Source organism: Bacillus infantis, assembly GCF_008180445.1.
Taxonomy (GTDB): Bacteria; Bacillota; Bacilli; order Bacillales; family Cytobacillaceae; genus Bacillus_AB; species Bacillus_AB infantis_B.
Genome location: NZ_VTER01000006.1, coordinates 321,019 through 347,060 on the forward strand (window position 1 = coordinate 321,019; position 26,042 = coordinate 347,060).

Sequence of the window (26,042 nt, forward strand, 5' to 3'; positions counted from 1 at the left end):
AACAAGTATACTGACTATTGTACAAGATAGCCACCTGATTTAAAAGGCAAGCTGGACCGGCACTTTAAAAAGCCAGACCATCAAAAGGATGATCACAGCTGACAGGCCGTAGGACACTAATGGCCGAATATGATGAAGCCTGATCATGATGTACATCACCGGGTAAAAAAGAAGCTCCATCCAATATTGATAGCCATTCTCAAAAACAATCATCCCTGTTGCAGCAAAGGGGAATTCAGCTGCAAAGGAAAGGACACTCCAAAGGATAATATACCGAAGCCGGCCATGCTTCTCCGGATAGAATGTCAAGTATAATACTGTTATGGTCGGAAGTATGGCGAATGCATGAAACAGCTCGCCAGCAAAATGTGATTCTAATGGTATGCTTTTGTGCTTCCATAAAAGGTGATCTTTGCAGATAAAATTGTACAATAGCACCAATACAGAGGTATAAAGCATGGTAGGGTGAAAGACTCGCCAGTTTTTCCATGCTTTCAAATAGCCGGCGCAAACAGCCAGGATAATGGATAAAGTAATATTCATTTTCTGCACCTCAATAGGAGATATCATTATAGAATTTACTTTTTTTGTAAAAAAATACATCCCGCCAATTGTATTTACAAAAAAATACAGAAGGCGCACCTGCTTAATGTCAATCAAGCATTGATAATTTACCACAAGACTTAAAATTAAAAAAATGCCTGCACAGCGAAAAAGCCTGCCGTCACTGGCAGGCCTCCATATCAATTTTTCAATACATTAAAATAGCGTGCTTCCGGATGGGCAAAAACCATGGCTGAAACCGAAGCTTCCGGCTCCATCATGAAACCTTCTGTCAGGTCTATGCCAATTTCCTCCGGCCTGATCAGATCAAAAAGCTTCCGCTGATCTTCAAGCTCCGGGCAGGCGGGATAGCCGAATGAAAATCGCTGCCCCTGATATTTTGCTGAAAACCTCTCTTTCATAGTAAAGTCTACAGGATCCGGGAAGCCCCAGCGGTCTCGTATTTGCCTGTGTACAAGTTCAGCAAAGCCTTCTGCCGTTTCAAGCGCCAGAGCCTGCAGGGCATGATTTTCAAGAAAGCGGCCTTCCTTTTTAAGTGTTTTGGCAGTCTCCCTTACGGCATTGCCTGCAGTGACAGAGAAAAAGGCCACATAATCCATTTCCCCGCCATCAGCAGGCTTCAAATAATCGGCAAGGCACAAAAACGGTTCAGAATGCTGGCGTGGAAAATCGAATGTCTCTAATACCCGGCTGTGGTCATTCTTATCAAAAATGATCACCTTATTACCGTCAGATTGAGCCGGAAAAAATTGATAGACGGCAGCCGGCAGGATCCAGCCCTCCATTTTGGCCTGCACGATAAGGGAATCTACAGTATCATTCAATTTCAATGCCTTCTCATCACCTGACTCCATAAGACGGCTGATATTGCCCTTAAGCCCCAAATGATGCCCCAAAAGCATCTGCCGGTTAATATAAGGCTCAATATGGCCGAGTGTATAGGTTCTTAGGACATGCCGCTCCAAATCCTGCGGAACATAAACCGGTACATCAGACCGTACTGCAGGCCTCATCTTAACTGCAGCAAGAGCGCCTGTTTTTCTTTCTGTAACAGCAGAAGGGAGGGGGAGGGACCGCTTTGCCTCTTGCTCGGCAAGGAGCCTGTTGTATTCCGGTTCATCCCTGAGCTGATCGGCTATTGATAATCCATTCATCGCATCTTTGGCATACATCACAAGGCCATTGTATTCCCTCGATATCTTCGTATCTGTGAATTTCCTTGATAGAGCAGCTCCGCCGACGAGAATAGGGATATTAATGCCCGCCTGTTTCATATCAGAAGCAGTGATGACCATCTGCTGTGCGGATTTAACAAGCAGGCCAGAAAGTCCGACCATATCGGGCTTTTCCTTTTTTACTGCTTCAACTAGCTCAGAAGGCGATACTTTGATGCCAAGGTCGATTACATTGTAGCCATTATTGCTGAGAATGATATCAACAAGGTTTTTGCCTATATCATGAACATCTCCTTTTACAGTGGCAAGAATGATTTTCCCTTTGCCTGATGAAGTGCCTTTTTCCATAAATGGCTCAAGATAGGAAACAGAGGCCTTCATCACTTCTGCACTCTGCAGCACTTCGGCGACAATCAGCTGGTTGTCGTTGAACAGGCGGCCGACCTCTTTCATTCCATCCATCAGGGGCCCATTGATGATTTCAAGAGGGGAACTGTACTCGAGTAAGGCGGCCTCAAGGTCCTCCAGCAGGCCTTCTTTTGTTCCTTCTATAATATAGTAGGCCAGGCGTTCAGCCAGGCTCATATCAGGGAGGAGGCTTTTTTCTTCCTTTTTTTTGCCCCGGTAAAATTCTGTGAATTGTGCCAGTGTTTCATCTGTAGTTTCAAATAACAGCTTTTCTGCCAAAGCAATTTCTTCACTGGCTATACTCGCAAACCGCTCAAGCTTTTCTGTATTCACGATTGCATAGTCCAGTCCTGCCTGGGTACAGTGGTAGAGGAAGACAGAATTAAGGATTTCCCTTCCAACCGGAGGCAGGCCAAAAGAAACATTGCTGATGCCAAGAATCGTCTGTGTCCTTGGAAAGCGTTCTTTTATCAGTGTGATGCCCTCAACAGTCGCTCTTGCCGAGCCGATGTATTGTTCATCACCTGTGCCGACCGGGAAGACAAGCGGGTCAAAAATGATGTCCTCAGGAGGAATTCCATATTTCTCAACCAGAAGGGTATACGAGCGGGAAGCAATTTCAAGCTTTCTATCTGCACTCACTCCCATGCCTTTCTCATCTATGGTTCCGACTACCACTGCTGCCCCATACAGGCGTATAAGAGGGGCGATAGCCTCAAATCTTTCTTCGCCATCCTCCAGATTGATAGAGTTGATCACGGATTTACCCTGCAGGTAAATTAGGGCTTTTTCTATAACTTTCTCATCTGTAGAATCTATTACAATCGGAGCTTTTACTTTTTTAGTCACTTCTTTTATAAAGTTTTCCATGTCTTCCAGTTCATCCCGATCAGGGTCGGCAAGGCATATATCAATAACATGGGCACCATTCTTGACCTGTGACCTCGCGACTTCTGAAGCTTCTTCAAACTTCCCCTCGGCAATCAGTCTTTTGAACTTCCTGGATCCTATGACATTTGTCCGCTCGCCGACCATGATGGGGCGGAGGGTCGGGTCGTCATAGATGAGCGGCTCAATGCCTGATACTTTATGGGCAGATGCTGCAGAGATTTTACGCGGTGCAAAATGTTCCATTTTATCTGCAATAGCCTTGATATGCTCCGGTGTAGTACCGCAGCACCCGCCGACGATGTTCAGCCAGCCCTGTGAGGCAAACCCTGCAAGCTTCTCTGCGAGCGATTCAGGTGTTTCGTGGTAGCGTCCTTCTTCATCAGGCAGCCCGGCGTTTGGATAGCAGCTGACAGCAGCATCAGCAAGGGAAGATAAAGACCTGATATGCTCCTGCATGAATTCTGGGCCTGTAGCGCAATTAAGGCCGACAGCCAGCGGTTTCATATGCTCGAGAGAAATATAGAAAGCTTCAATTGACTGGCCCGCAAGTGTCGTCCCCATAGGTTCGATTGTGCCTGAAACAATAAGGGGGAGAGTGATGCCGGTTTTTTTGAAGGCATTCTGAATCCCGATGTATCCTGCTTTTACGTTGAGCATATCCTGGCTGGTCTCAAGAAGGAGCAGGTCCGCTTTGCCATCAATTAATCCGCAGGCTTGCTCCTCATATGACAATGCCAGCTCTTCAAATGTTGTTCCCCCTGTCACACTAAGTGTTTTTGTGGTAGGTCCCATAGATCCGGCAACAAAACGCGGCCAGGAAGGAGTGCTGATCTGATCAGCCGCTTTCCTGGCAATCAGCGAAGCTGTTCTGTTGATTTCATAGGCTTTATCTCCAATGCTGTACTCATCAAGTACTATGCTCGTGGCACCGAAAGTATTGGTTTCAATTATGTCGGCACCAGCTTTAAGATAGGCAAGATGGATTTCCTGAATCAACCCCGGTGCTGTAAGATTCAGGTATTCATTGCAGCCGTCAAACTGTTCGCCGCCAAAATCTTCAGCAGAAAGATCAGCTCTCTGCAGCATCGTTCCCATGGCGCCATCCATGATCATGATTTTATTATTCATTCTTTCAGATAGAGAGATCTTTGGCATTCCTGCTCCTCCTGGCTGTTTTCAGCTTCTCGCTGCGCGCATATTCCGCAAGCTCCGCTGTCAGTTCATACTTCATGAACGGGGTGATTAAATAGATGCCATTGAACAGCTCTGCTGCTGCATCAATCAGCTCTTTGCTTATGCTGATCCCTTCTCGGACTGACAGGAGAGGATCATCTTTCAGGCTATTCATACGTTCCCTGATTTTATCGGATATTTTAATGCCCGGCACCTCATTATGAAGGAAATCAGCATTCCTGCTGCTTGTCAGAGGCATGAGGCCGATATAGATCGGCTGTTCCAGATGTTTGGTAGCTTCATATATTTCCATAAGCTTCTCTTCCGAAAAGACAGGCTGGGTAATAAAATAATCCGCTCCGTAAGACGCCTTTTTTTCGAGCCTCTGAACTGCCTTCTCAAGAGAGCGTACATTTGGGTTAAAGGCAGCAGCAACAGAAAATGCAGCTTTTTGTCCAAGATCCTTGCCTGAAATCGAGCGGCCTTCATTCAGCTGCTTGATCATCTGGATCAGCTCAAAGGAGGACATATCATATACCGAGGAGGCGCCGGGAAAATCACCAACCCTTGCCGGATCACCGGTAATGGCAAGAATGTCATGGAGTCCCAGTGTATGAAGTCCCATTAAATGTGATTGCAGCCCAATAACATTCCTGTCCCGGCATGTCAGATGAATGAGCGGCCGGAGCCCAAGCCGGTTCTTTGCCAGATAGCCGAGTGCTTCGTTTGAGATCCGGGGGGAAGCAAGGGAGTTATCGGCAAGTGTAATTGCGTCTATGCCTGCGTCTTGCAGAGCCTTGGCCCCGGCGAAAAATTTATCTGTATCCAATTTTCTTGGCGGATCCAATTCAACGATGACTGACTGCCTCTCTTTCACAAAATCCTGGAGCGGGGGAAAATCCCTTTGGGCCTCTTTAGGCAAAATCTTAATTTTAGCCTTTGGTTCCCTGACTTTCTTTTTCTCTAAAGGAGGAGATCCTACTAATTCCTGCGAAAATGCACGGATGTGTGCAGGGGTGGTGCCGCAGCATCCTCCAAGCAGCCGTACCCCCTGGTTCCTGAAAGCTTTGGCAGACTGCCTGAAATATTCTGCATCGCCTTCGTAATGAAATTTTCCATCCGTGTATGCAGGCAGGCTGGCATTCGGATATGCAGACAGGTAAGCCTTCTGGGGAAGGGGCACCTCCTCAAGCGTCAGCAGCATATGATGGGGGCCGAGCCGGCAATTGAGCCCGACGATATCCGCCCCGAGCGTATCCAGCCTGGACAGTGCTTCCCTTATGGGAGTGTGATCCTGCATAATACCAGTCTCCTGCAGTGACACCTGCGCAATGAGAGGGAGGGCTGTTTCTTTCCTCGCGATCGAAAGGACTGTTTCCAGTTCCTTGAGATCGTAATACGTCTCAAGGAGGATCGCATCTACCCCTTCCATCAGCAGGCAGTAGAGCTGCTCCCTGAAGCTTCTTTTTATCTCTTCTATAGATATGGAGTGAGGTTTGATCCCGCGGCTGCCGCCAATCGTTCCCGCAACAAATGCATTTTTCCCCGCAGCCTTCCTCGCTACCGCGACAGCAGCACTGTTTATCTCCTTTACATGGTCCTCCAGTCCGTAGCGCTGCAGCTTGAGATAATTGGCTGCATATGTGTTGGTCTGAATCAAAGTTGCACCGGCATCAATATAGGCTTGATGGATATTTTGAATGTGCTCTGGCTGTGATACATTGAGTTCTTCAAAGCAGAAATCTGTACCGTAGGAATAGAGGAGGGTGCCCATCGCTCCATCTGCTATGATGATCTCTTTTTCCATTTTATCCAGCAGGTTCATAGTTTTACCCTCGCTGCAGTGCATGTTCTCTCTGCAGCAGCAAGTGCCCTGCTTAAATCTTGTATTAAATCATCCGGATTTTCGAGGCCTGCGGAAAGGCGGAGAAGCGAGTCAGATATTCCCCGTCTGCTTCTTTCGGAAGAAGGCATGGAAGCATGTGACATCCTGGCAGGCCAGGAGAGTATGGACTCGACTGCCCCCAGGCTTACTGCAAAAACCGGGATCTCCAGAGCATCAGTGAATTTACGCAGCGCATCTTCGTCCTCAAGCTCAAAAGAAAGCACCGCTCCCGGCCCGCCAGCCTGTTCCCTCTGCAGCTTATACTGCGGATGGCTCTCAAGCCCCGGGTAATGCACTTTTTTCACAAGTGGGTGATCCTCAAGGAAAAGAGCAATTTTCTGTGCTGTATTCATTGACTGCTGCAGTCTGACATGAAGGGTTTTCAGACCCCTCAGCACAAGCCAGCAATCCTGCACGCCAAGGACAGCCCCAAAGGAATTCTGCAGAAAGGCCACTTTCTCAGCCAGCATAGGATCTTTTACTGCACAGAGGCCGGCAACAACATCACTGTGTCCGGAGATAAATTTCGTCGCACTGTGAAGGACAATATCTGCACCAAGGTCCAGCGGCTTTTGCAGCTGGGGGGTCATGAACGTATTATCAACGAAGGTATAAGCATCATTTTCCTTGGCAATCTCAGCAATGCTTTTAATATCGGCAACCTTCAAGAGGGGATTGGAAGGTGTTTCAACATAGAATAGTTTTGTATGTGGGAGGGCAGCCTCTTTTACTTCTTCTAAATTAGTCATATCTGCAAAGGTGTAATGAATTCCGTAGCGCGAAAGGACCTCGGTGATCATCCTGTAGGTGCCTCCGTATACATCCTCTGATATGACGACATGGTCTCCCTGGGAAAGAAGAAGAAAGCAAGTGGAGATGGCCGCCATACCGGAAGAAAAAGCAAATCCTCTGGTTCCGCCTTCAAGTCCGGCAATTACTTCTTCAAGGGCCTCTCTTGTCGGGTTTAGGCTTCTTGAGTAGTCGTATTTTCCAAAAGACTCAAGATTCTTTTGATGAAAGGTGGAGGCATGATGAATCGGGACGCTTACTGCCCCTGTAACCGGGTCTGTTTTATGTTTATTGTGCAATAGCTTTGTTTCGAATCGAAAACAGTCTTCCTTCATCTTGCATTCACCCCTTCCATACAGGCACTGAAGGCCTGTTCCAAATCATTCATTAAATCTTCCGGATCTTCGATGCCAACAGAAAATCTCAGGAGCTTGCCGCAGATTCCGCTGGCTAATCGGGTCTCTTCCGGAATGTCAGCATGGGTCTGTGTGGCAGGGTAGGTAATGAAGCTTTCAGTTCCGCCAAGACTTTCGGCAAAAGTAATAAGGTTCAGCTTCTGCAGGAATGGATCAGCCCATTTTTCTTCTCGGATCCTGAATGAGAGCATACCGCCTTTTCCGGGATACAGCACTTCCTCGACTTTTTCATGGCTGCTCAAGTATTCAGCCAGTTTACGAGCATTACTTTCATGTTTCTTCATCCTGAGGGCAAGGGTCTTCATCCCTCTCATCAAAAGCCAGGAATCAAATGGGCTTAATACTGCTCCTGCCGCATTATGATGAAGGGCGAGGGAGGCGCATAAATTTTCTCCTCTTGCAGCGATGAGGCCGGCGAGCACATCGTTATGGCCGCCCAGATATTTTGTAGCACTGTGTATGACGATATCGGCTCCCAGCCTGATTGGCTGCTGAAGGACCGGCGTAAAAAAGGTATTATCGACGATCAGCAGGATTCCATGCTGGCGGGCAAGTGCCGCCAAAGCCTCAATATCAGCCTGCTGCATGAGCGGGTTGGTCGGCGTTTCCAGAAATATTGCTTTCGTATGAGGGGAGATCTGCCTGCTTACCGCATGGATATCTGAGGTGTCTGCGTACTTTGTAACAAGCCCCCATTTGGAAAAATTCTGCTCAAGCAGCCTGTAGGTGCCTCCGTAAAGATCCTTTGACACTACCAGCTCATCACCTGTACGGAATAGAGATAAAACGGCGGAGATGGCGCTCATGCCCGAGCTGCAGGCATAACCTTGATCAGCTCCTTCAAGGCTGGCAATTGCCTGCTCAAGGATTTCCCTCGTGGGATTTCCCGTCCGGACATAATCATATCCGTTGGATTTGCCGATTCCTTCATGCCGGTAAGCAGTAGAAAAATAAACCGGAGGGTTGACGGTTCCTGTATGCTGATCGCTTCGATTGCCAAGCTGCGCCAATAATGTTTCTGTTTTCACCAATGCTTTCACTCCTTTTTTGCACAATGCTTTCATGCTCCATGGAAAATAAAAAAAAGTCTTCTATAAGAAGAAGACTTTTTGGATGCAGCATTTGTCATTCTTCTTATCTTTCAAGCCCATAAAGGACCTGCAGGAATTAGCACCTTTTCAATATTATCCATTGAAGGTTGCTGAGGCTTCACAGGGCCATACCCTCTGCCTCTCTTGATAAGAAATACAGTTATTGAATTTTCTATACTTTACAATATTAAACCAGTAAAAGTCAATGAACTTTCGAAATATTTTAAAAATATATCTTTATCCCTCGATCAGATTCAGGACTGATACATCCAATTCCTTTTCAGGTTCAGCCCTGGAATAAATCCTCGCTGTCCTTGTCCTTTCATCCACATGCTGTATGATTACAGATTCACCTTCATAGCTGACTTTAATAGGATCAGCAGACATAAGAATTTCTTTTGCCCTGCCAATATTCATGTTCATTCCTCCTTGGAAAGTATCGTTATATTTTTTGTACAGCCGGGAGGGATTTATGCGGAAGAAAAGAAAAAATGGAAACTTATTTTTGTGAAAATTCAGCTCTTTTGCTTTAGAATAGAAGCAAGAAAAGGAAAGTGAAGGTGAGTCCATGCAAAAACATATGAAAAGCCGCTGCTTATTGTATGAATGCATTCAAAACGGAGAGCTGATTGAAGAGGCAGGCCATATTCCATTCCAGCATGCGGACATCCTGGTCAAGGGGCCTTATGACTTTCCTTTGGACAGAAGACAAGAATGCCTGCACAGCATAAAGAGCAGGAAAACAAAACAGCTGGGCATTAATATAGAAAGAATATGATTGGTGACTGCACAGAAAAACGCCGGACCAGGCATCGTATTAGATTATTAAGTTCATTCATAGGAAAAAAATAAAACCGGGGATCTTTCCCGGTTTTATTTTTTACTATTAGAATAATAATCGCTGCTAATCCGCAAGAATCCCTTAATCCTTTACAGCCCTAAAGTTAGATATCTACCTATTATAACACTACTATATTCATAATGGAGCGAAAAAAAATAGAAAAATCATTTTTTTAATATAGATTTTAAGGTGATGAAAAAAAATTACATTTTTCTTCTAATTTTCAGTTTAAATCCTTTGTACGATAGGGATTTGCATGGTAAAATGTCATTGAAAACGTTTTATCCTCTGAATAAAATTATTATTCATACAATTTTGCGTTACTATTTCATATATTAGGGTAAAAATTTACGGGATAAAATGCCGGAAACTAAATGTTTTCTTAAAAAAACACTCGGAGGTAATTTTCATGAAAACGCCATCCAACGGCGAGGGACCTTTACAGGGGTTTCATGGACCAAACCTTGGCTATGTTATTGAATTATATGAAAGATTCCTGGAGGACCCTCAATCAGTAGACGCTGATATGAGAGAGTACTTTGAAAAGTGGGGATCTCCTGAACAAACTCAGATTGACACCTTTGAAAATGATAAGCCTGTCCAGGCTGCTGCTCCCGGACAGCTGGAAAAAACGCTGGCAGCTATCCGCCTTGCGGATAATATCAGGGCGTACGGCCATATATCGGCTGATATCTACCCATTAAAAAACAATAAGCCGGAGAAGGACATCCTTGCGCTGGAGCAATATGGATTAACCCGGAATGATCTGGAGCAGGTGCCGGCATCGATCATTTGTTCAGATGCCCCTTCACATGTCCGCAATGGATTTGAAGCAATAGAGCATCTTAAGAATGTATATACCCAAACAATAGCTTATGAGTTTCATCATGTATACGATGTGAACGAAAAGAATTGGCTTCGGAATAAGGTGGAAACAGGTACACTGCTTGCCGGACCTTCAAATGAAAAGAAACTGGGAGTCCTGAAAAGGCTGATGGAGGTTGAGGAGTTTGAAAAATTCCTTCATCGCACATTTGTCGGGCAAAAACGCTTTTCAATCGAAGGACTTGATACGCTTGTGCCGCTGTTGGACGAGCTGGTTGCAGAATCTGTTGTCGACGGCGCGAAGACGATCAATATCGGAATGGCTCACCGCGGCCGCCTGAACGTGCTTGCCCATGTGCTTGGAAAGCCGTATGAAATGATCTTCGCTGAATTCCAGCATGCGCCGAATAAAGAGCTTGTACCTTCTGAAGGTTCTATCGGCATTAACTACGGATGGACAGGCGATGTAAAATATCACCTGGGATTAGACAGGCAGATCAAGAAGGAAAACACGACTAAAGCAAGACTGACGCTTGCCAATAACCCGAGCCACCTTGAATTCGTCGGCGCGGTAGTCGAAGGCTTCACAAGGGCGGCACAGGATGACAGAAGCGCATCCGGCTATCCGAAAGAAGACCCAAGCTCGGCTATGGCAATCCTGATTCATGGCGATGCTGCATTCCCTGGACAGGGAACTGTGGCAGAAACATTGAATCTCAGCCAGCTTACTGGTTACCGTACCGGCGGAACCATTCATATCATTGCCAATAATACGATCGGATTTACGACAGAATCTCAGGATTCCAGATCTACCCGGTATGCAAGCGATCTTGCCAAGGGCTATGAAATACCGATCCTGCATGTAAATGCTGATGACCCTGAGGCTGTGGTAGCTGCCGCCCAGCTCGCCTGTGAATACAGGGCGAAATTCAATAAAGATTTTCTGATTGATCTGATCGGCTACCGCCGTTTCGGGCACAACGAAATGGATGAGCCGATGACGACAAATCCGCTTATGTACAATGTTATACATAAGCGCCCGACCATTAAATCACTATACAGTGAACAGCTGGTTGCAAACGGCACTCTTTCCAGGGAAAGCCTGGAAGGATTGGACGCGGAGGTCCTTGATAAGCTGAAAGAGGCCTATAATAAAGTTCCAGATAAGAAAAAGGAAGTTGAGGAAACCAATCCGCCTGAAACGGTTGAAAAAGGTATTCCGGAATTAGCAACAGCTGTTGAACTGAAGGCTTTAAAGCAAATCAATGAAGAGCTCCTGACATGGCCTGAAGATTTCAAGGTCTTCAATAAACTGGACAAAATCCTGAAGCGCAGGACTGAAGCGCTTGAAGGCAACGGAAAAATTGACTGGGGCCTTGCAGAAACATTGGCATTCGCCTCCATCCTGAAGGATGGTACGCCAATCCGCCTGTCGGGGCAGGATTCAGAACGCGGAACGTTTGCCCAGAGAAATGTTGTCCTTCATGACAGCAGTTCAGGAAAAGCTTATTCGCCATTGCATATGCTTTCATCTTCTAAAGCTTCATTTGCAGTCCATAACAGCCCGCTGTCAGAAATGGCTGTTGTCGGCTTTGAATACGGCTACAATGTATTCGCACCTGAAACTCTAGTGCTGTGGGAAGCGCAATACGGTGACTTTTCCAATGCTGCACAGGTCATGTTCGACCAATTCATATCAGCTGGAAGAGCGAAATGGGGACAGAAATCCGGTCTTGTCATGCTTCTGCCTCATGGTTATGAAGGCCAGGGGCCTGAGCACTCCAGCGGCAGGGTTGAAAGATTCCTGACTTTAGCAGCTGAAAACAACTGGACAGTTGCCAACCTGACTTCATCTGCACAGTACTTCCATATTCTGAGGAGGCAGGCTGCCATCCTGAACAGGGAAGAAGTAAGGCCTCTTGTCCTCATGTCGCCTAAGAGCCTGCTCCGCAACCCGAATGTTGCTTCCAACGGGCTGGAGCTCAGCGAAGGGGCCTTCCAGCCGATCATTGAACAGCCTGGATTGGGACAGGCAAAAGATCAGGTGAAAAGGATTGTGTTTGGTACAGGCAAGATCATGATCGACCTTCATGAGAATATCGAGGATGAAGCTAACCTTGACTGGCTTCATATTTTAAGGGTCGAAGAAATTTACCCGTTCCCGATGAAGAAAATCAGAAGCATTCTTGAACAGTATCCAAACGTTGAGGAAATCGTATGGGTTCAGGAAGAGCCGAAGAATATGGGAGCATGGAATTTTGTAGAACCGCGCCTTGCCGAATTGGCACCAGTCGGTGCAAAAGTTTCCTATACCGGAAGACGCCGCCGTTCAAGCCCGGCAGAGGGTGACCCGAACGTCCACAAAAAAGAACAAGCGCGCATCATTAATGAAGTTTTAACACGTACGGAAGAGGGAGGATTTTAAAGTGGCAGAAATTAAAGTTCCAGAATTGGCAGAATCAATTACAGAAGGTACGGTGGCTCAATGGCTGAAACAGCCGGGCGACTTTGTCAATAAAGGGGATTATGTCGTAGAGCTGGAAACCGACAAAGTCAATGTTGAAATCATCTCTGAATACAGCGGCGTCATCAAGGATCTCGGCGCACAAGAAGGCGACACTGTCCAGGTTGGCGAAACGATTGCGACAGTTGATACGGAAGCGACAGAAGGCAGTGCTCCTGCTGAAGGAGCACCAGCTGAGAAAGCGCCTCAGGCATCTGAGCCGCCGGCTGCACCGAAAGAGCCTGTAACAAACGAAGCTAAGCCGCAGACAGAAGAAGAACAGGAAAAGAAGCAGCGTCCGATCGCTTCTCCGGCAGCACGCAAGATGGCCCGGGAAAAAGGCATTGACCTCAGCCAGGTGCCGACAGCCGATCCTCTTGGCCGCGTCAGGGCACAGGATGTTTCCGGATACAATCCACAGGCTGCAAAGCAGGATTCAAAGCCAGCAGCTTCACCAGGACCTGCTGCACAGCCGGCGCAGGACAGCAAGCCTGTTGAACGCGTCCGTATGTCCCGCCGCAGACAGACGATTGCCAATCGCCTTGTTGAGGTTCAGCAGAATGCTGCCATGCTGACAACGTTCAATGAAGTTGATATGACCAATGTCATGAACCTGCGAAAGCGCCGCAAAGACAAGTTCTTTGAAGAAAATGACGTTAAGCTGGGCTTTATGTCATTCTTCACAAAAGCAGTTGTTGCTGCCCTTAAGAAGAATCCTTTGCTGAATGCGGAAATCCAGGGTGACGAGCTGGTACTCAAGAAATTCTATGATATCGGCATCGCTGTTTCTGCAAAAGAAGGCCTGGTCGTTCCTGTCGTACGGGACGCGGACCGGAAGAACTTTGCTGAAATTGAAGGCGACATCATGGATCTTGCTGACAAAGCAAGAAACAATAAACTTTCACTGAATGACCTGCAGGGAGGAACATTCACAATCACAAATGGCGGAGTATTCGGTTCACTGCTGTCAACACCGATCCTCAATGGCCCTCAGGTGGGCATCCTGGGAATGCACAGCATCCAGCTGCGCCCGGTTGCCATCGATGCCGAGAAGATGGAAAACCGCCCAATGATGTATATTGCATTATCATACGACCACCGCATCGTTGACGGTAAAGAAGCAGTTACCTTCCTGAAGCGCGTAAAAGAGCTGATCGAAGATCCGGAATCCTTGCTTTTTGAAGCTTAATAGATAGGAAGCAGAGCCTTAAAAGGCTCTGCTTTTTTGTACGTCTAAAAATGTTTCCCGAAGGAAACATTTTATCGTTTTTGAATAAGCTATATAAAAAGCAGGAGTGAGGAAAGTGGGACGAATTCAGAAGAAAATATACTGCTATTCAGCTTTAATGAAAAAAGCGGGAATCATCAGTGAAGAAGAATATCAAAAGATTATTGAGGGGTGCTGCGGCGGAAAAAGAAGCAGCAGCCGAACATGAATCATGGCACAGTAGAAAGTTTCACAATGGTTAGGAATAAAAAACCCGTTTAGAATATTCTAAACGGGTAAAATGCCTCATTAATTTTTAAATGGCCTAAGCCCTCTTCGTTGAATTTCACCTTTGAGTATGTTGATCCATTCTTTTTCCATACCAGTTTTCAATGCATCACGATACGAGACGACAAGTTGTTCATTACTCATAATTTTCATTTTGCATTCCTCCCAGAAAAAGAATTGAATATTCTTACTATTAACTAATTGTAAATGATTGTGTTCATTTTGAAAAGCAATAAGGTAAAAATATTTTCAATCGGTCCTAAAGTACCTATTTTCGGCATCATTCATCAAATCGCGATTATTTCTGCCGATTTAGGTTATGCATAAAAATTTACAGCTGGGGGGATGATAGACGCTGGTTGTTAAAATTAAGTAAAATAGACTATGAGATACATACAATAACAGGGAAGTAGTGAAAGCATAATGAGTGAAGAAAAAGCAGTAAGCAGAAGTACAAGCCTGATAACAGCAGAGACGCTCAGGAAAGATCTTGAAAGTCTCGGTGTGCGTGAAGGAATGACTTTAATTGTACATTCAAGCCTCAGCTCAATCGGCTGGGTATGCGGTGCAGAACAGGCAGTCATTCAGTCATTACTTAGCGCCGTCGGCGAACAAGGCACAATTGTGATGCCATCTCAATCGCTGGGAAACAGTGATCCAAAATATTGGCAGAATCCTGCTGTTCCTGAAGAATGGTGGGATGGTATCAGGGAAGGCATGCCGGCTTATGATCCCGAAACTACTCCGACAAGAGGAATGGGCAGGGTCGCTGAGCTGTTCAGGACTTTTCCGGAAGCTAGAAGGAGCGGACATCCTACCGTTTCATTTTCAGCCATTGGCCGTTTGGCAGAGGAAATGACAGAGACTCATTCCACCGATTTACCATTCGGGGAAGAATCTCCGCTGGCTAAGCTTTATGATGCCGGCAGCATGGTCCTCCTGATCGGGGTGGGTTACGGCAACAGCACAAGCATGCATTTGGGAGAGTACAGAGCAGGCGGCCTGAAAACCTATAAGCAAAGTTCTGCCATGATGGAGGACGGGAAAAGGATCTGGAAGACTTATACAGAGGCAGAGGTTGATTCAGACCGCTTCCCTGAAATCGGACGGGCTTTTGAAAAAGAGCATTCAGTCATAAAAGGGAAGCTGGGGCAGGCAGACTGTCTGATGATGAGTCAAAAGGATATTGTTGACTTTACCGTAAAATGGCTGCAAAAAGAAAAAGGAGGCCAAATAAATGAATTTGAAGCTTGATCATATTGTGCACTTTATTGACAGGCATCCCGCTGAAGCGGTGGACAAATTGAACCAAGAGGGACTGAAGGCGTATATGGGCGGCCGGCATCCGCTCTGGGGAACCTATAACAGTGTCATTTACTTCGATTCTTCATACATAGAATTCCTGGCAGTGGAGGAGGCTGAGATTGCTGCTTCTTCTGATAATCCATTGATTCAGCAGCTCATAAAAGGGGTAAAAAGAGGAGAAAGAATCGGCCAGCTTTGCTTCAGGACCGAACATATCGGCAAGCTGCAGGAGCAAATGGCCGGTAATGGCATCAAAACAGTCATCCATGAAGGAAGAAGAACAAGGAAAGATGGTAAATTGATTAAATGGAAAATGCTTTTTGCTGAAGGGGGAGACCGTCTTCCATATCCTTTTTTCATCCAGTGGGAACAGAAGGATGAAGAAAGGTTTAATGATTTAAGAAATACGGGCATCTTATTGCCCAGCCAGGATTCCTATGCGGTAAGGACCATTAAGATATTGACTGAGAATAAGAGCGAAACAGCAGAATCCTGGGCGAAGCTTTTGGGAGGCAGCTCCCCCATTAAGCAAAAGACTGAGGGTGAACCGTTAATTCTTCAGGCAGGAGGGTGCCGGATCGATTTTAGTGAACCATACAGCGAAGAGACCGAAAAAATCTTCTCAGAGTTTGGGGAAACGATTTGGCAAGTCACTTACAGCCCGTCCCTGAAAGAGAACGGGATTCATATCTATGGCGGTATCTATCAATAAAAACAAAGGAGGATGCTTGTGCTGAAAAAATACTCGATAACCACCTCGATGCGGGATGAATTTGCAGAGATTACTGAGATTGTCAGGGAGTTTGCTTCAGAGCAGGAGCTCTCTGATGGAGCAATCCTTATATATTGCCCCCATACTACGGCAGGACTGACAATCAATGAAAATGCAGATCCAGATGTAAAAACTGATATGATCAACCGTCTTGATGAAACCTTTCCATGGAATCATTTAAAGGACCGCCATGAGGAAGGGAATACGGCCGCCCATCTTAAAGCTTCCTGCATGGGAGCAACACAGCATGTCATCGTTACCGGCGGCAGTCTGCTGCTTGGTGTATGGCAGGGCATCTATTTCTGTGAATTTGATGGCCCCCGGGAAAGAACATTTTATCTTAAGGCCATTCATAATCGTGCAGAAGAGTAGGCAGGCGCTAAGGCGCCTTTTTTGTTTTGGTTTTATGTGGTAAAATTCAAAAGATTTGAATTTATGAAGAAAGCGGTGATATGATGCCATTCAAGGGACCGGATGCTTATGATGAGGAAGGTTTTTTCAGCAGCTATCTTTCCAGGAGGTATCGGGGGGAGAGTCCAAATCTCACAATGGAGGAGCCTGCTTTTTATTCTTTGGCCGGCAGCCCTTCAGGCAAGGAAATACTCGAAATTGGGTGCGGTGATGGCTCATATGCTGCCAGCCTGCTGGAAGCGGGATGTGCTTCTTATACTGGAATCGAAGGGTCGCAAAAGATGGCCAGACTTGCACAAAAGCGGCTGGTGGACTCCAATGGAACAGTGATTCATAGCCGGATAGAAGATTATGAGTGGGAGCAGGAAAAATATGATATGGTCTTATCCAGGCTGGTCCTTCATTACATAGAAGACCTTGCCCCGGTTTTATCCCATATCCGCTCAGCACTGAAGCCTGGGGGCAGGCTTGTCATCAGCGTGCAGCACCCCCTATTGACTTCTTCTTTCAAAAGCATGGGCAGTGATGGAAAAAGAAAGGAATGGATCATTGACGACTATTTTCTGACCGGAAAAAGGGAGGAGCCCTGGATGGGCAGCTTAGTAGTAAAATACCACAGAACAGTTGAGAACTATTTTGGACTCCTCCAGCAGGCAGGACTGACTGTTGAAAGCTTGAAAGAAGCAGTTCCGCAGGAAGGATTATTTATGGATAAATCGGAGTATGAACGAAGAAGAAGGATACCTTTATTCCTGCTGTTTTCCTGCAGCAGGCCATAATTATTGATAAGCCCTGCCGGGAAGCAGGGTTATTTCCCCCTCTTAATAATTGAATATTCTGTAAAATGTGATAACATATTTGTAAGCCTTTTCAACACATTAGAAGGAGTGGGAATATGCAGGGATTGCTTAATACAACAGTCGGAAAATTATTGGAAGAGAAAGCACGGCTGCATCCGGGGCATGAAGCTGTCGTTTATCATACAGAAGGGCTGCGTATGACATACCATGATTTTGACCAATATTGCCGGAAGGCTGCAAAAGGCTTAATGAAACTGGGCATTGAAAAAGGAGAAAACCTTGCTGTTTGGGCTGCAAATACACCAGAATGGCTGGCCTGCCAATTTGCCACTGGCAAGATGGGTGCTGTCCTTGTTACAGTGAACACGAATTACCAGGCTTCAGAGCTGGAGTATCTGCTTAAGCAGTCAGAGTCTTCCTCTTTGATCCTTCAGGAGAATTACCGGGGTTCTTCTTACATAGACATGCTTTATGAAATTGTACCTGAGCTGAGGGATTCTGAGCCCGGCAAGCTGAAGAGCAAGAAGCTTCCCTTTTTGAAAAATGTTATAGTCCTGGGTAAAAACAGATATCCTGGAGCCTACTGCTGGGAAGATATCCTTCAGTTATCAGAAGAAGTAAAAGACAGAGATCTCGACCGCAGGATGGAATCATTGGATCCAGATGATGTTATTAACATGCAATACACTTCAGGGACAACCGGCTTCCCTAAAGGCGTAATGCTGACACATGCTAACATCATCAATAACGCCTACCATATCGCAGGCTGCATGGAACTGGGAAAAGAGGACCGTCTATGCATTCCTGTCCCTTTTTTCCACTGCTTTGGATGCGTGCTTGGCACCCTCGCCTGCGTCTCTGTAGGAGCTACTATGATCCCTGTCCGGGAATTCAGCCCGAAAGAGGTGCTGCTGACCGTCCAGAATGAAAAGTGCACCGGCCTTCATGGTGTCCCGACGATGTTCATTGCCGAGCTTAACGACCCCTCCTTTGGCGAATATGACCTTTCTTCACTGAGGACAGGGATCATGGCCGGCTCCAACTGCCCGATTGAGGTGATGAAAGCTGTCATTGAGAAAATGGGAGCGGCTGAAATTACGATTGCATACGGACAGACAGAATCATCCCCGGTCATCACACAGACAAGGACAGACGACCCCATAGAGCTTCGGGTAGAGTCAGTTGGGAAGGCGCTGCCGCATGTCGAAGTCAAGGTTGTTACTCCAGGGACTTCACACGAAGTTCCCCGGGGAACCCAAGGTGAATTATGTACAAGGGGCTATCATGTCATGAAAGGCTACTACAACAATCCTTATGCGACAAAAGAGGCCATTGACAGTGAAGGCTGGCTTCATACAGGGGACCTTGCTGTGATGGATGAGAACGGCTATTGCAGCATCACCGGCCGCCTGAAGGATATGGTGATCAGGGGAGGAGAAAATATATATCCCCGTGAAATTGAAGAATTCATATATACCCATCCCAAGGTACTTGACGTGCAGGTTACCGGGGTTCCTGACCCGATTTTCGGCGAAGAGCTGATGGCATGGATCATCCTGAAGGAAGGGGAAACCGCCGGGAAAGAGGAACTCAGGTCATTCTGCAGGGGAAAAATATCCAGGCACAAAATTCCCCGGTATTTTGAGTTTGTCAAAGAATATCCGATGACAGCCTCCGGGAAAATCCAAAAGTTTAAATTAAGGGAAAAAGCTAGAGAGATTGCAGAAAAAGAACAAGAAGCCCTGTTACGGCAGAAATAAGATACTTCCTTTTTCAATCAAAAGTCTGATAACTGTTCCTCCTTCCCGCCAATGATGCAGAATGCTCTGCGGATTATAATGAGAATATCATAAAGCGGGAGGCGCAGAACGATGTATGAAGAGACGTATGTATTTGAGAAGCTCAGTCAAAACAAGGAAAAGGAATTGGCAAGTATGGTGTTTTTAGAAAAGGAAAAAAGAAAAAAACCCCCTTTTTACTGTCACTTTTCATTATTTAGGAATAGGCCGGCATGCCAATGCAGCCAGCTTAATCTGTAGCCAGGGAAAGCAGGGTCTTCATTAGCCCCTGCTTTTTATTTTCTGTATAATAGGCGTAAGGCAGGAATGACGGGAATCTACATTTCATCTTATATCATTATGGAGGTTTGACATTGTCTTACGTAAAGCTGTTTGTGTACGGTACATTGAGAAAGCATGAAGAGAATCACTTTCTGCTGGAAACCGGCAGGTGCCTGGCAGAGCAGGCATGGGTATACGGGGAACTGTATGACACAGGGCTGGGCTATCCTTCCATGAAGGCCTCTGCCAACCAGAAAGTATACGGGGAATTATATGAAGTGCACTTGGATCAATTCAAGGACCTTGATGAATTGGAGGATTATATTCCCGGCCGGAAGGATAATCTCTATGACAGGGTGGAGCAGGACATCCATACGGATGCCGGCTCCTTCAGGGGTTTTGTTTATATATCCAATAGAGATGATCTTTTGGTGAAGCCGATTCTTCATGGCGATTGGAAACTTTACAGATTTTTGGAAGAACGCCCTGCAGATGTATTATATTTTGCTTACGGTTCCTGTATGGACGATGAACGCTTCAGACTGGCAAAGGTGGATCATTTTTTTCAGCAGATCATTGGATCAGGCATCTTAGAAGGCTACTCAATGAAATATCTTCTGGAGAGGCCGGACGGGGGCAGGGGAGATATCATTGAGGATGGCGGATCGACTGAAGGGATCCTTTACCGATTGCCGTATGATGCAGTCGAATACCTGTTCATCCGTGAAGGTTTTCATGGAGGACTGTACAGGCCTGTTTTCCTTGATATCAAATCAGAAGGCATTTTGCATAAAAATGTCCTTTCCTTTCATGTTTATAATAAACGGGATGAGCTTGCACCTCCTGACCATTATGCTGCAGAGATCCTTCGGGGTGCAAAGGGGAGGCTTAGCGGGGAATATTTCAAGAAGCTAGAAGGAAAGATCGCCGCTCTCCGCTCCCAAAGCCCTTTAGCAGGCCAAAAGGAATAAAAATTTCTGCTATAGCATATCCATAGGTTTAATACTGGCTCCCCGGGTGGTAAATAACCTTTGCCATCATCTCAGAAAGAGGGTCAGCATATGTATATGATTATGGATAATGGCTTGCTGATTGAAGTAATCTATAAGAAAAAACTTTATCAATACTTAGAATTCATCCGGCTAGATAATATTTGCCAAAAAACATATGTAACATGCAAGAATATTGTGACAGGTGAAATGTACACGTTTGATGAAGAATATATTGATAACATCATCACTAATATCCAGCCAAAACCGGATGAAGAGGAAAATCCAGTTGCTATATAGGCTCCCGATTCTTTATACTAAAAGGTGAAAAAGCTGAAGGAGTGGCAAAAGATGATCCATTTAGACTGGCATGAACGCCCAACATTAAAAACAGTAAAATGCGTCCATACGAATGCAGCCAAATATATTGTGAACAGGGCGCTTACTGAGGGCAAAGAGTATGAAGTGAAAAATGAGACAGAAGAGTTTTATTTTGTCGTAGACAATTCCGGAAAAGTGAGCGGTTTTTATAAAGATTACTTTCAGGAAGCTTAAGAAGAGAGCCCCGGGCATATGCCTGGGGCTTTTTGTTTTTGAAAAAGGATTTTTCTCACCCATTGTCGAATATAGTTTTTCTTAGCAGAACAGGAGGAGAACTTTTATGGCATTATGGATAGATCCGCCCATCCTTGAAGGAAATTCCATCAGGCTGAGCCCGATGCGTGAGGAACAAAGCAGTTTGCTCTGGGAGGCGGCTGATTATAAGGAGATCTGGGAATATACTGCATCAAAAATCTTTAGTCTTGATGAAATGAAATCAGATATCCGGAAAGCGGAGGCTTTGGAGAAAGAAGGGAAACTTCTTGCTTTTTCGGTGGCCCTGAGGGAATCCGGCAGGCTTGTGGGCAGTACCAGGTTTCTGGACATCCTGCCGGAAAACAAAACACTAGAAATCGGCTCAACTTGGTATACGCCAGAGGTCTGGAGGACTTCTGTGAATACGGAATGCAAGTTTCTCCTTCTTAGGCACGCTTTTGAACAATGGGATATGAACAGGGTCCAGCTAAAAACGGACAGCAGGAATGTCAGATCCCAGAAGGCCATTGAAAGGCTCGGTGCAGTTAAAGAGGGCATTCTTCGGAAAGACAGGATCATAGCAGATGGATACGCCAGGAATACTGTATTTTACAGCATCTTAAGAGAAGAATGGCCGGAAGTAAAAGAAAATCTTATACAGAAAATGGGGAATCTCTATCCTATTTAGGATTTGGAAATGTTTTTTCTGCAAGCATTATAAACTCCCGGTACAGCTGATCAACCGGCTTTCCGGCATTGATTGCATCCTGATAGGATTTTAGGTGCTTATAAAACTCTGCATCCTCTGTTATATAAACATTTCTTGCAGAGTTTTCGGCCTGCATTGCCTGTTTGATTTCCTGCCTGGAGTTTTCGGCAAGCTGGTAATCATTACCTGGCTTTACCGCGACAAACGTGCGGTTATTCGTTTTAATAACGACCGCATCATTAACCATGTCCATACTGCTGATCCTTTTAGAAGCATTTTCATCCAGGATCAGCCTGGGCGCTTCATTTTTCCCTTCATAAGATGTCCTTGTTGGATCCGTCAGCTTCGTGTTTGTTTCACTGTCTTCCTTCGGGGTGCTGACGAGATTTTCAGTCTGTTTGCTTCCCATATCCCTGATAGCTGTATCATCATATGTATCTTTTTCATTGATACCGCAGCCAGGCAGAACAGAGAGGGCTGCAAATCCCGTTAGAAATAGTCTTTTGCTGATCAAAATCCCACATCCTTTCTATTCATCATTATTTCAGAGTTCCATGCCATTTATACAAAAAAGAAGCATGAAGATTTCCCTCATGCTTCTTTCGATATTATTTGGATATTTCCGCTTCTTTGGCTGCAGGAGCCGTCTGATAAAGCCTGCGTCCGATAAGGGTCTGCAGGATAAGGAAAGTTCCTCCTACAGTCCAGTATAAAGGAAGGGCTGCTGGAGCACTGAAAGAGAAGACCACAATCATGACCGGCGAGAGCAGTCCCATGAACTTCATCTGGTTCTGCTGCTGGACCGGCATATTGGCCTGAGTCACTTTAAACTGCAGATAATAGACTATGCCTGCTGCAGCTGTTATGAGCAGATCAGGCTGTCCAAGGTTGAACCATAGAAAAGAATGTGCAGCAATTTCATGAGAACTTCTGATGGCATAGTAAAAGCCCATCAGAATAGGCATTTGAATCAGGATAGGAAGACAGCCCATATTGAGCGGGTTGACTCCATGCTTGCGGTAAAGGGCAAACATTTCCTGCTGCAGCTTTTGCTGTTCTTTTTGATCTTTCGTCTTTTTCAACTGGGCCTGTATTTTGTCCATTTCCGGCTTCATCAGATCCATTTTACCTTTCATATCCTGCTGCCTTTTGTACTGCTTAAGCATGAGCGGCATAAGGGCAAGGCGGATGATCAGCGTAATAAGAATGATGGAAAGGCCGAAATTGCCATTGAATAATTCAGCGACCATGTGGATGGCACTCGCAAACGGCTGGACGAGATAGGTGTTGAAGAAGCCATCACTCTGCTGGCCAGGCTGTGATGCCTGGCATGCGGAAAGAAGGATAGCTGTTAAAGATAGAACAAGAAATGCAGCAGGATTTTTTTTCGATTTCAATTTAATTCCTCCATTAGTTTAAATTTTAGATAACAAATTTAAGCTTGATGGAGGAGTCTGCATCCTCAGAATCGCTGCCCGATCCTTCCTTGGCGCGTATATGTTTGGCAATCCAGCGGAGAAGGGGGCTAAAGGGCATGCCGCAAGCTTCATAAAGCTTAAGGCCTGCGGAACCGGCTCCCAGTTCGGCTGGCCTGCAAGTAGATTCCATAAAAGAGTATTCAATATTCCATGCCCATAAGAACTTTACTGTAAGGCCAAGCATGAAGCTCGCATACAGAGTATATTCAGCCGGAATATTTGTAAAATCCATTAAAAGATCAAACATTCATTCACCCCATACATTAGTAGGCCAATACTGTCATTATATGCTATTTCAGCACTAAAGGCAATGTTGCCCGGCGGCGGCCCAACTGATTCAGGAGGCTGCAGATTCTTTTTAAAGGAAAGAATGAATAGGATAAGTTATAGCAGATTAACAGGGAGGAGGTAAAGGGTGGCAATAAAAAATAAATATATCTTTCTACTGAAACTTGCCCTGCCAGCCTTATTTTTCATTGTCTTAGGCTATGAGGCAAAAGGCATGCTCTCCAAATTGGACTGGGATGCTTCTGCCGGATTGGCCCGCAGTCTTTCATTCCTGGATTTGCTCTATATATTTACTCTTGGAATCGCCGCCCTTACTCCTATGTACTTTTATGATGTTGTATTGCTTCAGATGTTTTCTGTCCATATACCGAAAACAAAATTATTCTTTTATTCACTTTCAGCAAACGCGTATTCCAATATCGTGGGTCTGGGCGGCATAGCAGGGGCCACCCTCAGGACATATTTCTATAAGAAATATCTTCCAAAGGACAGTCCGCTGGTCTTGACGGCTGCCAAGCTCTCGTTCTTCTTTTTAACAGGTCTTTCTTTTTTTGCAATTGCTGTTCTAACCAATTCTGCAGGGCCGCTGGATGGCTGGGAGAGTGTGCCCTTATGGGCGATTGCACTTTACAACCCGTTTTTTTTGGCACTTTACTGGCGCCGGAAGCCTTTTTGGGATATTCCAGGAAACCGGAAGGGCTTTGTATCTGAACTGGTTGCCATTTCAATCTTTGAATGGCTGTTCATCGTCCTATGCATATGGGGGATATCCCATACAATCGGGGTGAACATATCCTTTTTTCAGCTGTTCCCAATCGTCATCATCGCGCTGTGTACTGGAATTATCAGCATGATTCCGGGCGGTGCGGGATCATTTGATCTGATCTTCCTCTTAATGATGCAGAGGGAGGGGGTTGCAGGTGAAGCTGCCATGCTTATCCTGTTTTTGTACAGGCTCAGCTATTATCTATTCCCAGTTCTTCTGGGAACACCGTTTATTCTAAAAAAAATACTGGGAAAATAAAAAGGCTGCCCTCATAACGGACAGCCTTCAATTTTTATCATATTATGCAGACTCTTTTACTGCGGGTCCTGAAGTGAAGAGGAGCCTTGCGCTTACAAGCCTGCGCCTTACAATGATCCCGGCCCAGGCTGCCAGGGCCGCTTTTATGACTCCTACAGCAAGGAAAGGCGTAAATCCTCCTGCAAATGCAGCACCCCATCCAAGCCCCGCTGCAATCTTAAGCCAGGCAGTTCCAAAGATCAGGGTTACGAACATCCCGATTATGTTGGCCACTAAAGCATGCTTGAAGGTAAAACCCGTTTTTTCAATATACAGCCCGGTGATAAAAGCGGCAGGAATAAAGCCGACAAGATACCCTCCCGTTGGACCGGCCAGCTTTGAAATGCCTCCTGAAAATTCAGCAAAAACAGGAACACCGGCAGCGCCGATAATCAGATAAAGAATAACCGATAAAGTTCCGTAACGGGAGCCAAGTATGGTAGCTGCCAGTCCGATTGCCAGCGTCTGGCCGGTAATTGGCACGAGAGGCAGCGGGACAGTAATCTGTGCCAGCACCCCGATGATCGCTGCAAATAATGCAGTCACAATCATTGACCTAAGTTTAAGTTGATCTTTCGTCATCATGATTCTCCTTTTCAGTAAACTATAATCTTATGTATGTTAACAATTAAAATGTAAACCTTTCAGAATTTAATGTCAACCAAAAAATATATAAGTTTACTTAAAAGTAAAGTCCGGCTTCATGAAGCCGGACTGACGGTTCTACTTCCATATATATTCAATCATACGCCCCTTAAATAGATTGGTATCAATATTGCAGGCTTCGGCATCTAGTCCATATTGCCAGCCCAACACAGCTGACCCTTCCGGTGCTTCCGGACTGTAGGCAGGTGCCTCGCTTTCAGTGGAAATCCCAGCTTGAGGATAAGCTGTCCAAATAATTACATTCTCCTTCAATCCCGCTGAGTCTGCGGCAGCATTATTATAAGCGGCATACAGAGTGCTGTTGCTGGAAAAAACACCATAAATCCCTGCCTCATATGGAGATTCACTCATAGCGCCGTAATAGCCTCTAATAAAGTCAGAGTCAACCGGATAGTCAGGTTCTATATCAGCAAAAATGGCTGTACCATCCGGAACCCCCAGCTCACTGGCAAGCTGAATCCCCAGATTCCCTATTTCTGTTCCATTTTCCATGCCTGTAGCATCTGTGAATTGGTTATTGATCAGCAGGATTCCGGCATTATTGGATTGCAGAAAGGCCGCTTCCTCTTTTGTCAGTCCTTGTGAAACTCCTTCTTTAGTTCCCAGATATCTTCCCCAGATCTGAGGGTTCCCAAAGTTATCTCTAACACAGGAAAATAGTTCCTCTGTCGTCAGGCTGGCGGAATCGACTCCCCACACCACCGATTCGGGATCGGTCTCATTTCCGCCGCTGTCATCTCCCTTTGAAGGACCCCAGTGGAAAATAATAAAAGGAATGGCCGCTATCAGAAGGACCGGGATCAATACAGCAAAGAACTGCTTCCAATTAATCATCTGTCACACTCCTTTCATCGTTACATGATATTCTC

At 45.7% G+C, this 26,042-nt stretch carries 26 protein-coding genes and 1 riboswitch; of the genes, 14 read left to right on the plus strand and 12 right to left on the minus strand.

From position 1 onward, the window contains the following. Window positions 1-39 precede the first annotated feature (39 nt). The 6 genes from FZD51_RS12950 to FZD51_RS12975 all read right to left on the minus strand — a co-directional run bounded on the left by FZD51_RS12950 (window position 40) and on the right by FZD51_RS12975 (window position 8,809). Window positions 40-543 carry a CBO0543 family protein gene (locus FZD51_RS12950; RefSeq protein ID WP_148975158.1) on the minus strand — a complete coding sequence of 168 codons (504 nt, stop codon included), beginning with the start codon at window positions 541-543 and terminating at the stop codon, window positions 40-42. Window positions 544-743: 200 nt separating this feature from the next. Beyond that, window positions 744-4,193 (minus strand): methionine synthase, encoded by a 3,450-nt coding sequence (gene metH, locus FZD51_RS12955; protein WP_148975159.1) that lies wholly within the window; start codon window positions 4,191-4,193, stop codon window positions 744-746. Then, a complete protein-coding gene (locus tag FZD51_RS12960) occupies window positions 4,171-6,036 on the minus strand; it encodes a bifunctional homocysteine S-methyltransferase/methylenetetrahydrofolate reductase (RefSeq protein WP_148975160.1) in 1,866 nt (621 codons plus the stop codon). The genes metH and FZD51_RS12960 overlap by 23 nt, the downstream gene beginning before the upstream one ends. After that, window positions 6,033-7,220 (minus strand): cystathionine beta-lyase, encoded by a 1,188-nt coding sequence (gene metC, locus FZD51_RS12965; RefSeq protein ID WP_148975161.1) that lies wholly within the window; start codon window positions 7,218-7,220, stop codon window positions 6,033-6,035. Before metC ends, FZD51_RS12960 begins: the two co-directional genes overlap by 4 nt. Beyond that, window positions 7,217-8,365: a methionine biosynthesis PLP-dependent protein gene (locus FZD51_RS12970; RefSeq protein WP_420886244.1), complete on the minus strand. Its 1,149-nt coding sequence runs from the start codon at window positions 8,363-8,365 to the stop codon at window positions 7,217-7,219. Before FZD51_RS12970 ends, metC begins: the two co-directional genes overlap by 4 nt. 67 nt (window positions 8,366-8,432) lie before the next feature. Then, window positions 8,433-8,546, minus strand: a riboswitch (SAM riboswitch). A gap of 83 nt (window positions 8,547-8,629) precedes the next feature. After that, entirely contained in the window at window positions 8,630-8,809 is a 180-nt protein-coding gene (locus FZD51_RS12975) for an H-type small acid-soluble spore protein (protein ID WP_035402568.1), read from the minus strand. A 151-nt stretch (window positions 8,810-8,960) separates the two neighbouring features. Between FZD51_RS12975 and FZD51_RS12980 the strand changes: the two genes are divergently transcribed. The 4 genes from FZD51_RS12980 (at window position 8,961) to FZD51_RS26610 (ending at window position 13,997) form a co-directional block, all read left to right on the plus strand. Further along, entirely contained in the window at window positions 8,961-9,170 is a 210-nt protein-coding gene (locus FZD51_RS12980) for a hypothetical protein (protein ID WP_148975163.1), read from the plus strand. A gap of 472 nt (window positions 9,171-9,642) precedes the next feature. After that, a complete protein-coding gene (gene sucA / locus FZD51_RS12985; RefSeq protein ID WP_148975164.1) occupies window positions 9,643-12,483 on the plus strand; it encodes a 2-oxoglutarate dehydrogenase E1 component in 2,841 nt (946 codons plus the stop codon). 1 nt (window position 12,484) lies between these two features. Further along, on the plus strand, window positions 12,485-13,750 hold the full coding sequence (odhB, locus tag FZD51_RS12990; RefSeq protein WP_148975165.1) for a 2-oxoglutarate dehydrogenase complex dihydrolipoyllysine-residue succinyltransferase: 1,266 nt from the start codon (window positions 12,485-12,487) through the stop codon (window positions 13,748-13,750). A gap of 115 nt (window positions 13,751-13,865) precedes the next feature. Next, window positions 13,866-13,997 (plus strand): hypothetical protein, encoded by a 132-nt coding sequence (locus FZD51_RS26610; protein ID WP_262380906.1) that lies wholly within the window; start codon window positions 13,866-13,868, stop codon window positions 13,995-13,997. 80 nt (window positions 13,998-14,077) lie between these two features. On the opposite strand, the gene sda is transcribed toward FZD51_RS26610, so the two are convergent. Further along, window positions 14,078-14,209: a sporulation histidine kinase inhibitor Sda gene (sda, locus tag FZD51_RS12995; RefSeq protein WP_022543868.1), complete on the minus strand. Its 132-nt coding sequence runs from the start codon at window positions 14,207-14,209 to the stop codon at window positions 14,078-14,080. A 270-nt stretch (window positions 14,210-14,479) separates the two neighbouring features. Between sda and FZD51_RS13000 the strand changes: the two genes are divergently transcribed. The 9 genes from FZD51_RS13000 to FZD51_RS13040 all read left to right on the plus strand — a co-directional run bounded on the left by FZD51_RS13000 (window position 14,480) and on the right by FZD51_RS13040 (window position 21,657). After that, on the plus strand, window positions 14,480-15,310 hold the full coding sequence (locus FZD51_RS13000; protein WP_148975166.1) for an AAC(3) family N-acetyltransferase: 831 nt from the start codon (window positions 14,480-14,482) through the stop codon (window positions 15,308-15,310). Then, on the plus strand, window positions 15,294-16,073 hold the full coding sequence (locus FZD51_RS13005; RefSeq protein ID WP_148975167.1) for a VOC family protein: 780 nt from the start codon (window positions 15,294-15,296) through the stop codon (window positions 16,071-16,073). Before FZD51_RS13000 ends, FZD51_RS13005 begins: the two co-directional genes overlap by 17 nt. 18 nt (window positions 16,074-16,091) lie before the next feature. Next, on the plus strand, window positions 16,092-16,505 hold the full coding sequence (locus tag FZD51_RS13010; RefSeq protein ID WP_187445743.1) for a secondary thiamine-phosphate synthase enzyme YjbQ: 414 nt from the start codon (window positions 16,092-16,094) through the stop codon (window positions 16,503-16,505). An 83-nt stretch (window positions 16,506-16,588) separates the two neighbouring features. Continuing rightward, window positions 16,589-17,323, plus strand: coding sequence for a class I SAM-dependent methyltransferase (locus tag FZD51_RS13015; protein WP_187445764.1), 735 nt, complete (start codon window positions 16,589-16,591; stop codon window positions 17,321-17,323). Between the two features lie 125 nt (window positions 17,324-17,448). Beyond that, window positions 17,449-19,104, plus strand: a complete 1,656-nt coding sequence (locus tag FZD51_RS13020) for an AMP-binding protein (RefSeq protein ID WP_148975361.1) — start codon at window positions 17,449-17,451, stop codon at window positions 19,102-19,104. 392 nt (window positions 19,105-19,496) lie between these two features. Further along, window positions 19,497-20,375 (plus strand): gamma-glutamylcyclotransferase, encoded by an 879-nt coding sequence (locus tag FZD51_RS13025; protein ID WP_148975170.1) that lies wholly within the window; start codon window positions 19,497-19,499, stop codon window positions 20,373-20,375. Between the two features lie 60 nt (window positions 20,376-20,435). Continuing rightward, window positions 20,436-20,693, plus strand: coding sequence for a hypothetical protein (locus tag FZD51_RS13030; protein ID WP_262380907.1), 258 nt, complete (start codon window positions 20,436-20,438; stop codon window positions 20,691-20,693). A gap of 51 nt (window positions 20,694-20,744) precedes the next feature. After that, entirely contained in the window at window positions 20,745-20,948 is a 204-nt protein-coding gene (locus FZD51_RS13035; protein WP_009793789.1) for a DUF6501 family protein, read from the plus strand. 106 nt (window positions 20,949-21,054) lie between these two features. Further along, complete coding sequence (locus FZD51_RS13040; protein WP_148975171.1) at window positions 21,055-21,657, plus strand: GNAT family N-acetyltransferase; 603 nt, start codon at window positions 21,055-21,057, stop codon at window positions 21,655-21,657. Here the strand turns inward: FZD51_RS13040 and FZD51_RS13045 are convergent. The 3 genes from FZD51_RS13045 to FZD51_RS13055 form a co-directional block, all read right to left on the minus strand. Then, complete coding sequence (locus FZD51_RS13045; RefSeq protein ID WP_187445744.1) at window positions 21,650-22,192, minus strand: YhcN/YlaJ family sporulation lipoprotein; 543 nt, start codon at window positions 22,190-22,192, stop codon at window positions 21,650-21,652. The genes FZD51_RS13040 and FZD51_RS13045 overlap by 8 nt on opposite strands. Window positions 22,193-22,286: 94 nt before the next feature. Beyond that, on the minus strand, window positions 22,287-23,075 hold the full coding sequence (gene yidC / locus FZD51_RS13050) for a membrane protein insertase YidC (RefSeq protein ID WP_148975173.1): 789 nt from the start codon (window positions 23,073-23,075) through the stop codon (window positions 22,287-22,289). A gap of 25 nt (window positions 23,076-23,100) precedes the next feature. After that, window positions 23,101-23,403 (minus strand): hypothetical protein, encoded by a 303-nt coding sequence (locus FZD51_RS13055; protein WP_148975174.1) that lies wholly within the window; start codon window positions 23,401-23,403, stop codon window positions 23,101-23,103. 168 nt (window positions 23,404-23,571) lie between these two features. Here FZD51_RS13055 and FZD51_RS13060 point away from each other — a divergent pair, with 168 nt between their 5' ends. After that, entirely contained in the window at window positions 23,572-24,468 is an 897-nt protein-coding gene (locus FZD51_RS13060) for a lysylphosphatidylglycerol synthase domain-containing protein (RefSeq protein ID WP_148975175.1), read from the plus strand. Between the two features lie 42 nt (window positions 24,469-24,510). Here FZD51_RS13060 and FZD51_RS13065 read toward each other — a convergent pair whose 3' ends face one another. Both FZD51_RS13065 and FZD51_RS13070 read right to left on the minus strand, forming a co-directional pair. Next, on the minus strand, window positions 24,511-25,089 hold the full coding sequence (locus FZD51_RS13065) for a biotin transporter BioY (protein ID WP_148975176.1): 579 nt from the start codon (window positions 25,087-25,089) through the stop codon (window positions 24,511-24,513). Window positions 25,090-25,230: 141 nt separating this feature from the next. After that, entirely contained in the window at window positions 25,231-26,007 is a 777-nt protein-coding gene (locus FZD51_RS13070) for a glycoside hydrolase domain-containing protein (protein ID WP_129612188.1), read from the minus strand. Window positions 26,008-26,042 lie beyond the last annotated feature (35 nt).

Excerpts from the sequence above, each read along its gene's own strand:
- FZD51_RS12950 (WP_148975158.1), bottom strand. The coding sequence starts at position 543 with ATGAATATTACTTTATCCATTATCCTGGCTGTTTGCGCCGGCTATTTG.
- metH (WP_148975159.1), bottom strand. The coding sequence starts at position 4,193 with ATGCCAAAGATCTCTCTATCTGAAAGAATGAATAATAAAATCATGATC.
- FZD51_RS12960 (WP_148975160.1), bottom strand. The coding sequence starts at position 6,036 with ATGAACCTGCTGGATAAAATGGAAAAAGAGATCATCATAGCAGATGGA.
- metC (WP_148975161.1), bottom strand. The coding sequence starts at position 7,220 with ATGAAGGAAGACTGTTTTCGATTCGAAACAAAGCTATTGCACAATAAA.
- FZD51_RS12970 (WP_420886244.1), bottom strand. The coding sequence starts at position 8,365 with ATGAAAGCATTGTGCAAAAAAGGAGTGAAAGCATTGGTGAAAACAGAA.
- FZD51_RS12975 (WP_035402568.1), bottom strand. The coding sequence starts at position 8,809 with ATGAATATTGGCAGGGCAAAAGAAATTCTTATGTCTGCTGATCCTATT.
- FZD51_RS12980 (WP_148975163.1), top strand. The coding sequence starts at position 8,961 with ATGCAAAAACATATGAAAAGCCGCTGCTTATTGTATGAATGCATTCAA.
- sucA (WP_148975164.1), top strand. The coding sequence starts at position 9,643 with ATGAAAACGCCATCCAACGGCGAGGGACCTTTACAGGGGTTTCATGGA.
- sda (WP_022543868.1), bottom strand. The coding sequence starts at position 14,209 with ATGAAAATTATGAGTAATGAACAACTTGTCGTCTCGTATCGTGATGCA.
- FZD51_RS13000 (WP_148975166.1), top strand. The coding sequence starts at position 14,480 with ATGAGTGAAGAAAAAGCAGTAAGCAGAAGTACAAGCCTGATAACAGCA.
- FZD51_RS13005 (WP_148975167.1), top strand. The coding sequence starts at position 15,294 with ATGAATTTGAAGCTTGATCATATTGTGCACTTTATTGACAGGCATCCC.
- FZD51_RS13015 (WP_187445764.1), top strand. The coding sequence starts at position 16,589 with ATGCCATTCAAGGGACCGGATGCTTATGATGAGGAAGGTTTTTTCAGC.
- FZD51_RS13035 (WP_009793789.1), top strand. The coding sequence starts at position 20,745 with ATGATCCATTTAGACTGGCATGAACGCCCAACATTAAAAACAGTAAAA.
- FZD51_RS13040 (WP_148975171.1), top strand. The coding sequence starts at position 21,055 with ATGGCATTATGGATAGATCCGCCCATCCTTGAAGGAAATTCCATCAGG.
- FZD51_RS13055 (WP_148975174.1), bottom strand. The coding sequence starts at position 23,403 with ATGTTTGATCTTTTAATGGATTTTACAAATATTCCGGCTGAATATACT.
- FZD51_RS13065 (WP_148975176.1), bottom strand. The coding sequence starts at position 25,089 with ATGACGAAAGATCAACTTAAACTTAGGTCAATGATTGTGACTGCATTA.
- FZD51_RS13070 (WP_129612188.1), bottom strand. The coding sequence starts at position 26,007 with ATGATTAATTGGAAGCAGTTCTTTGCTGTATTGATCCCGGTCCTTCTG.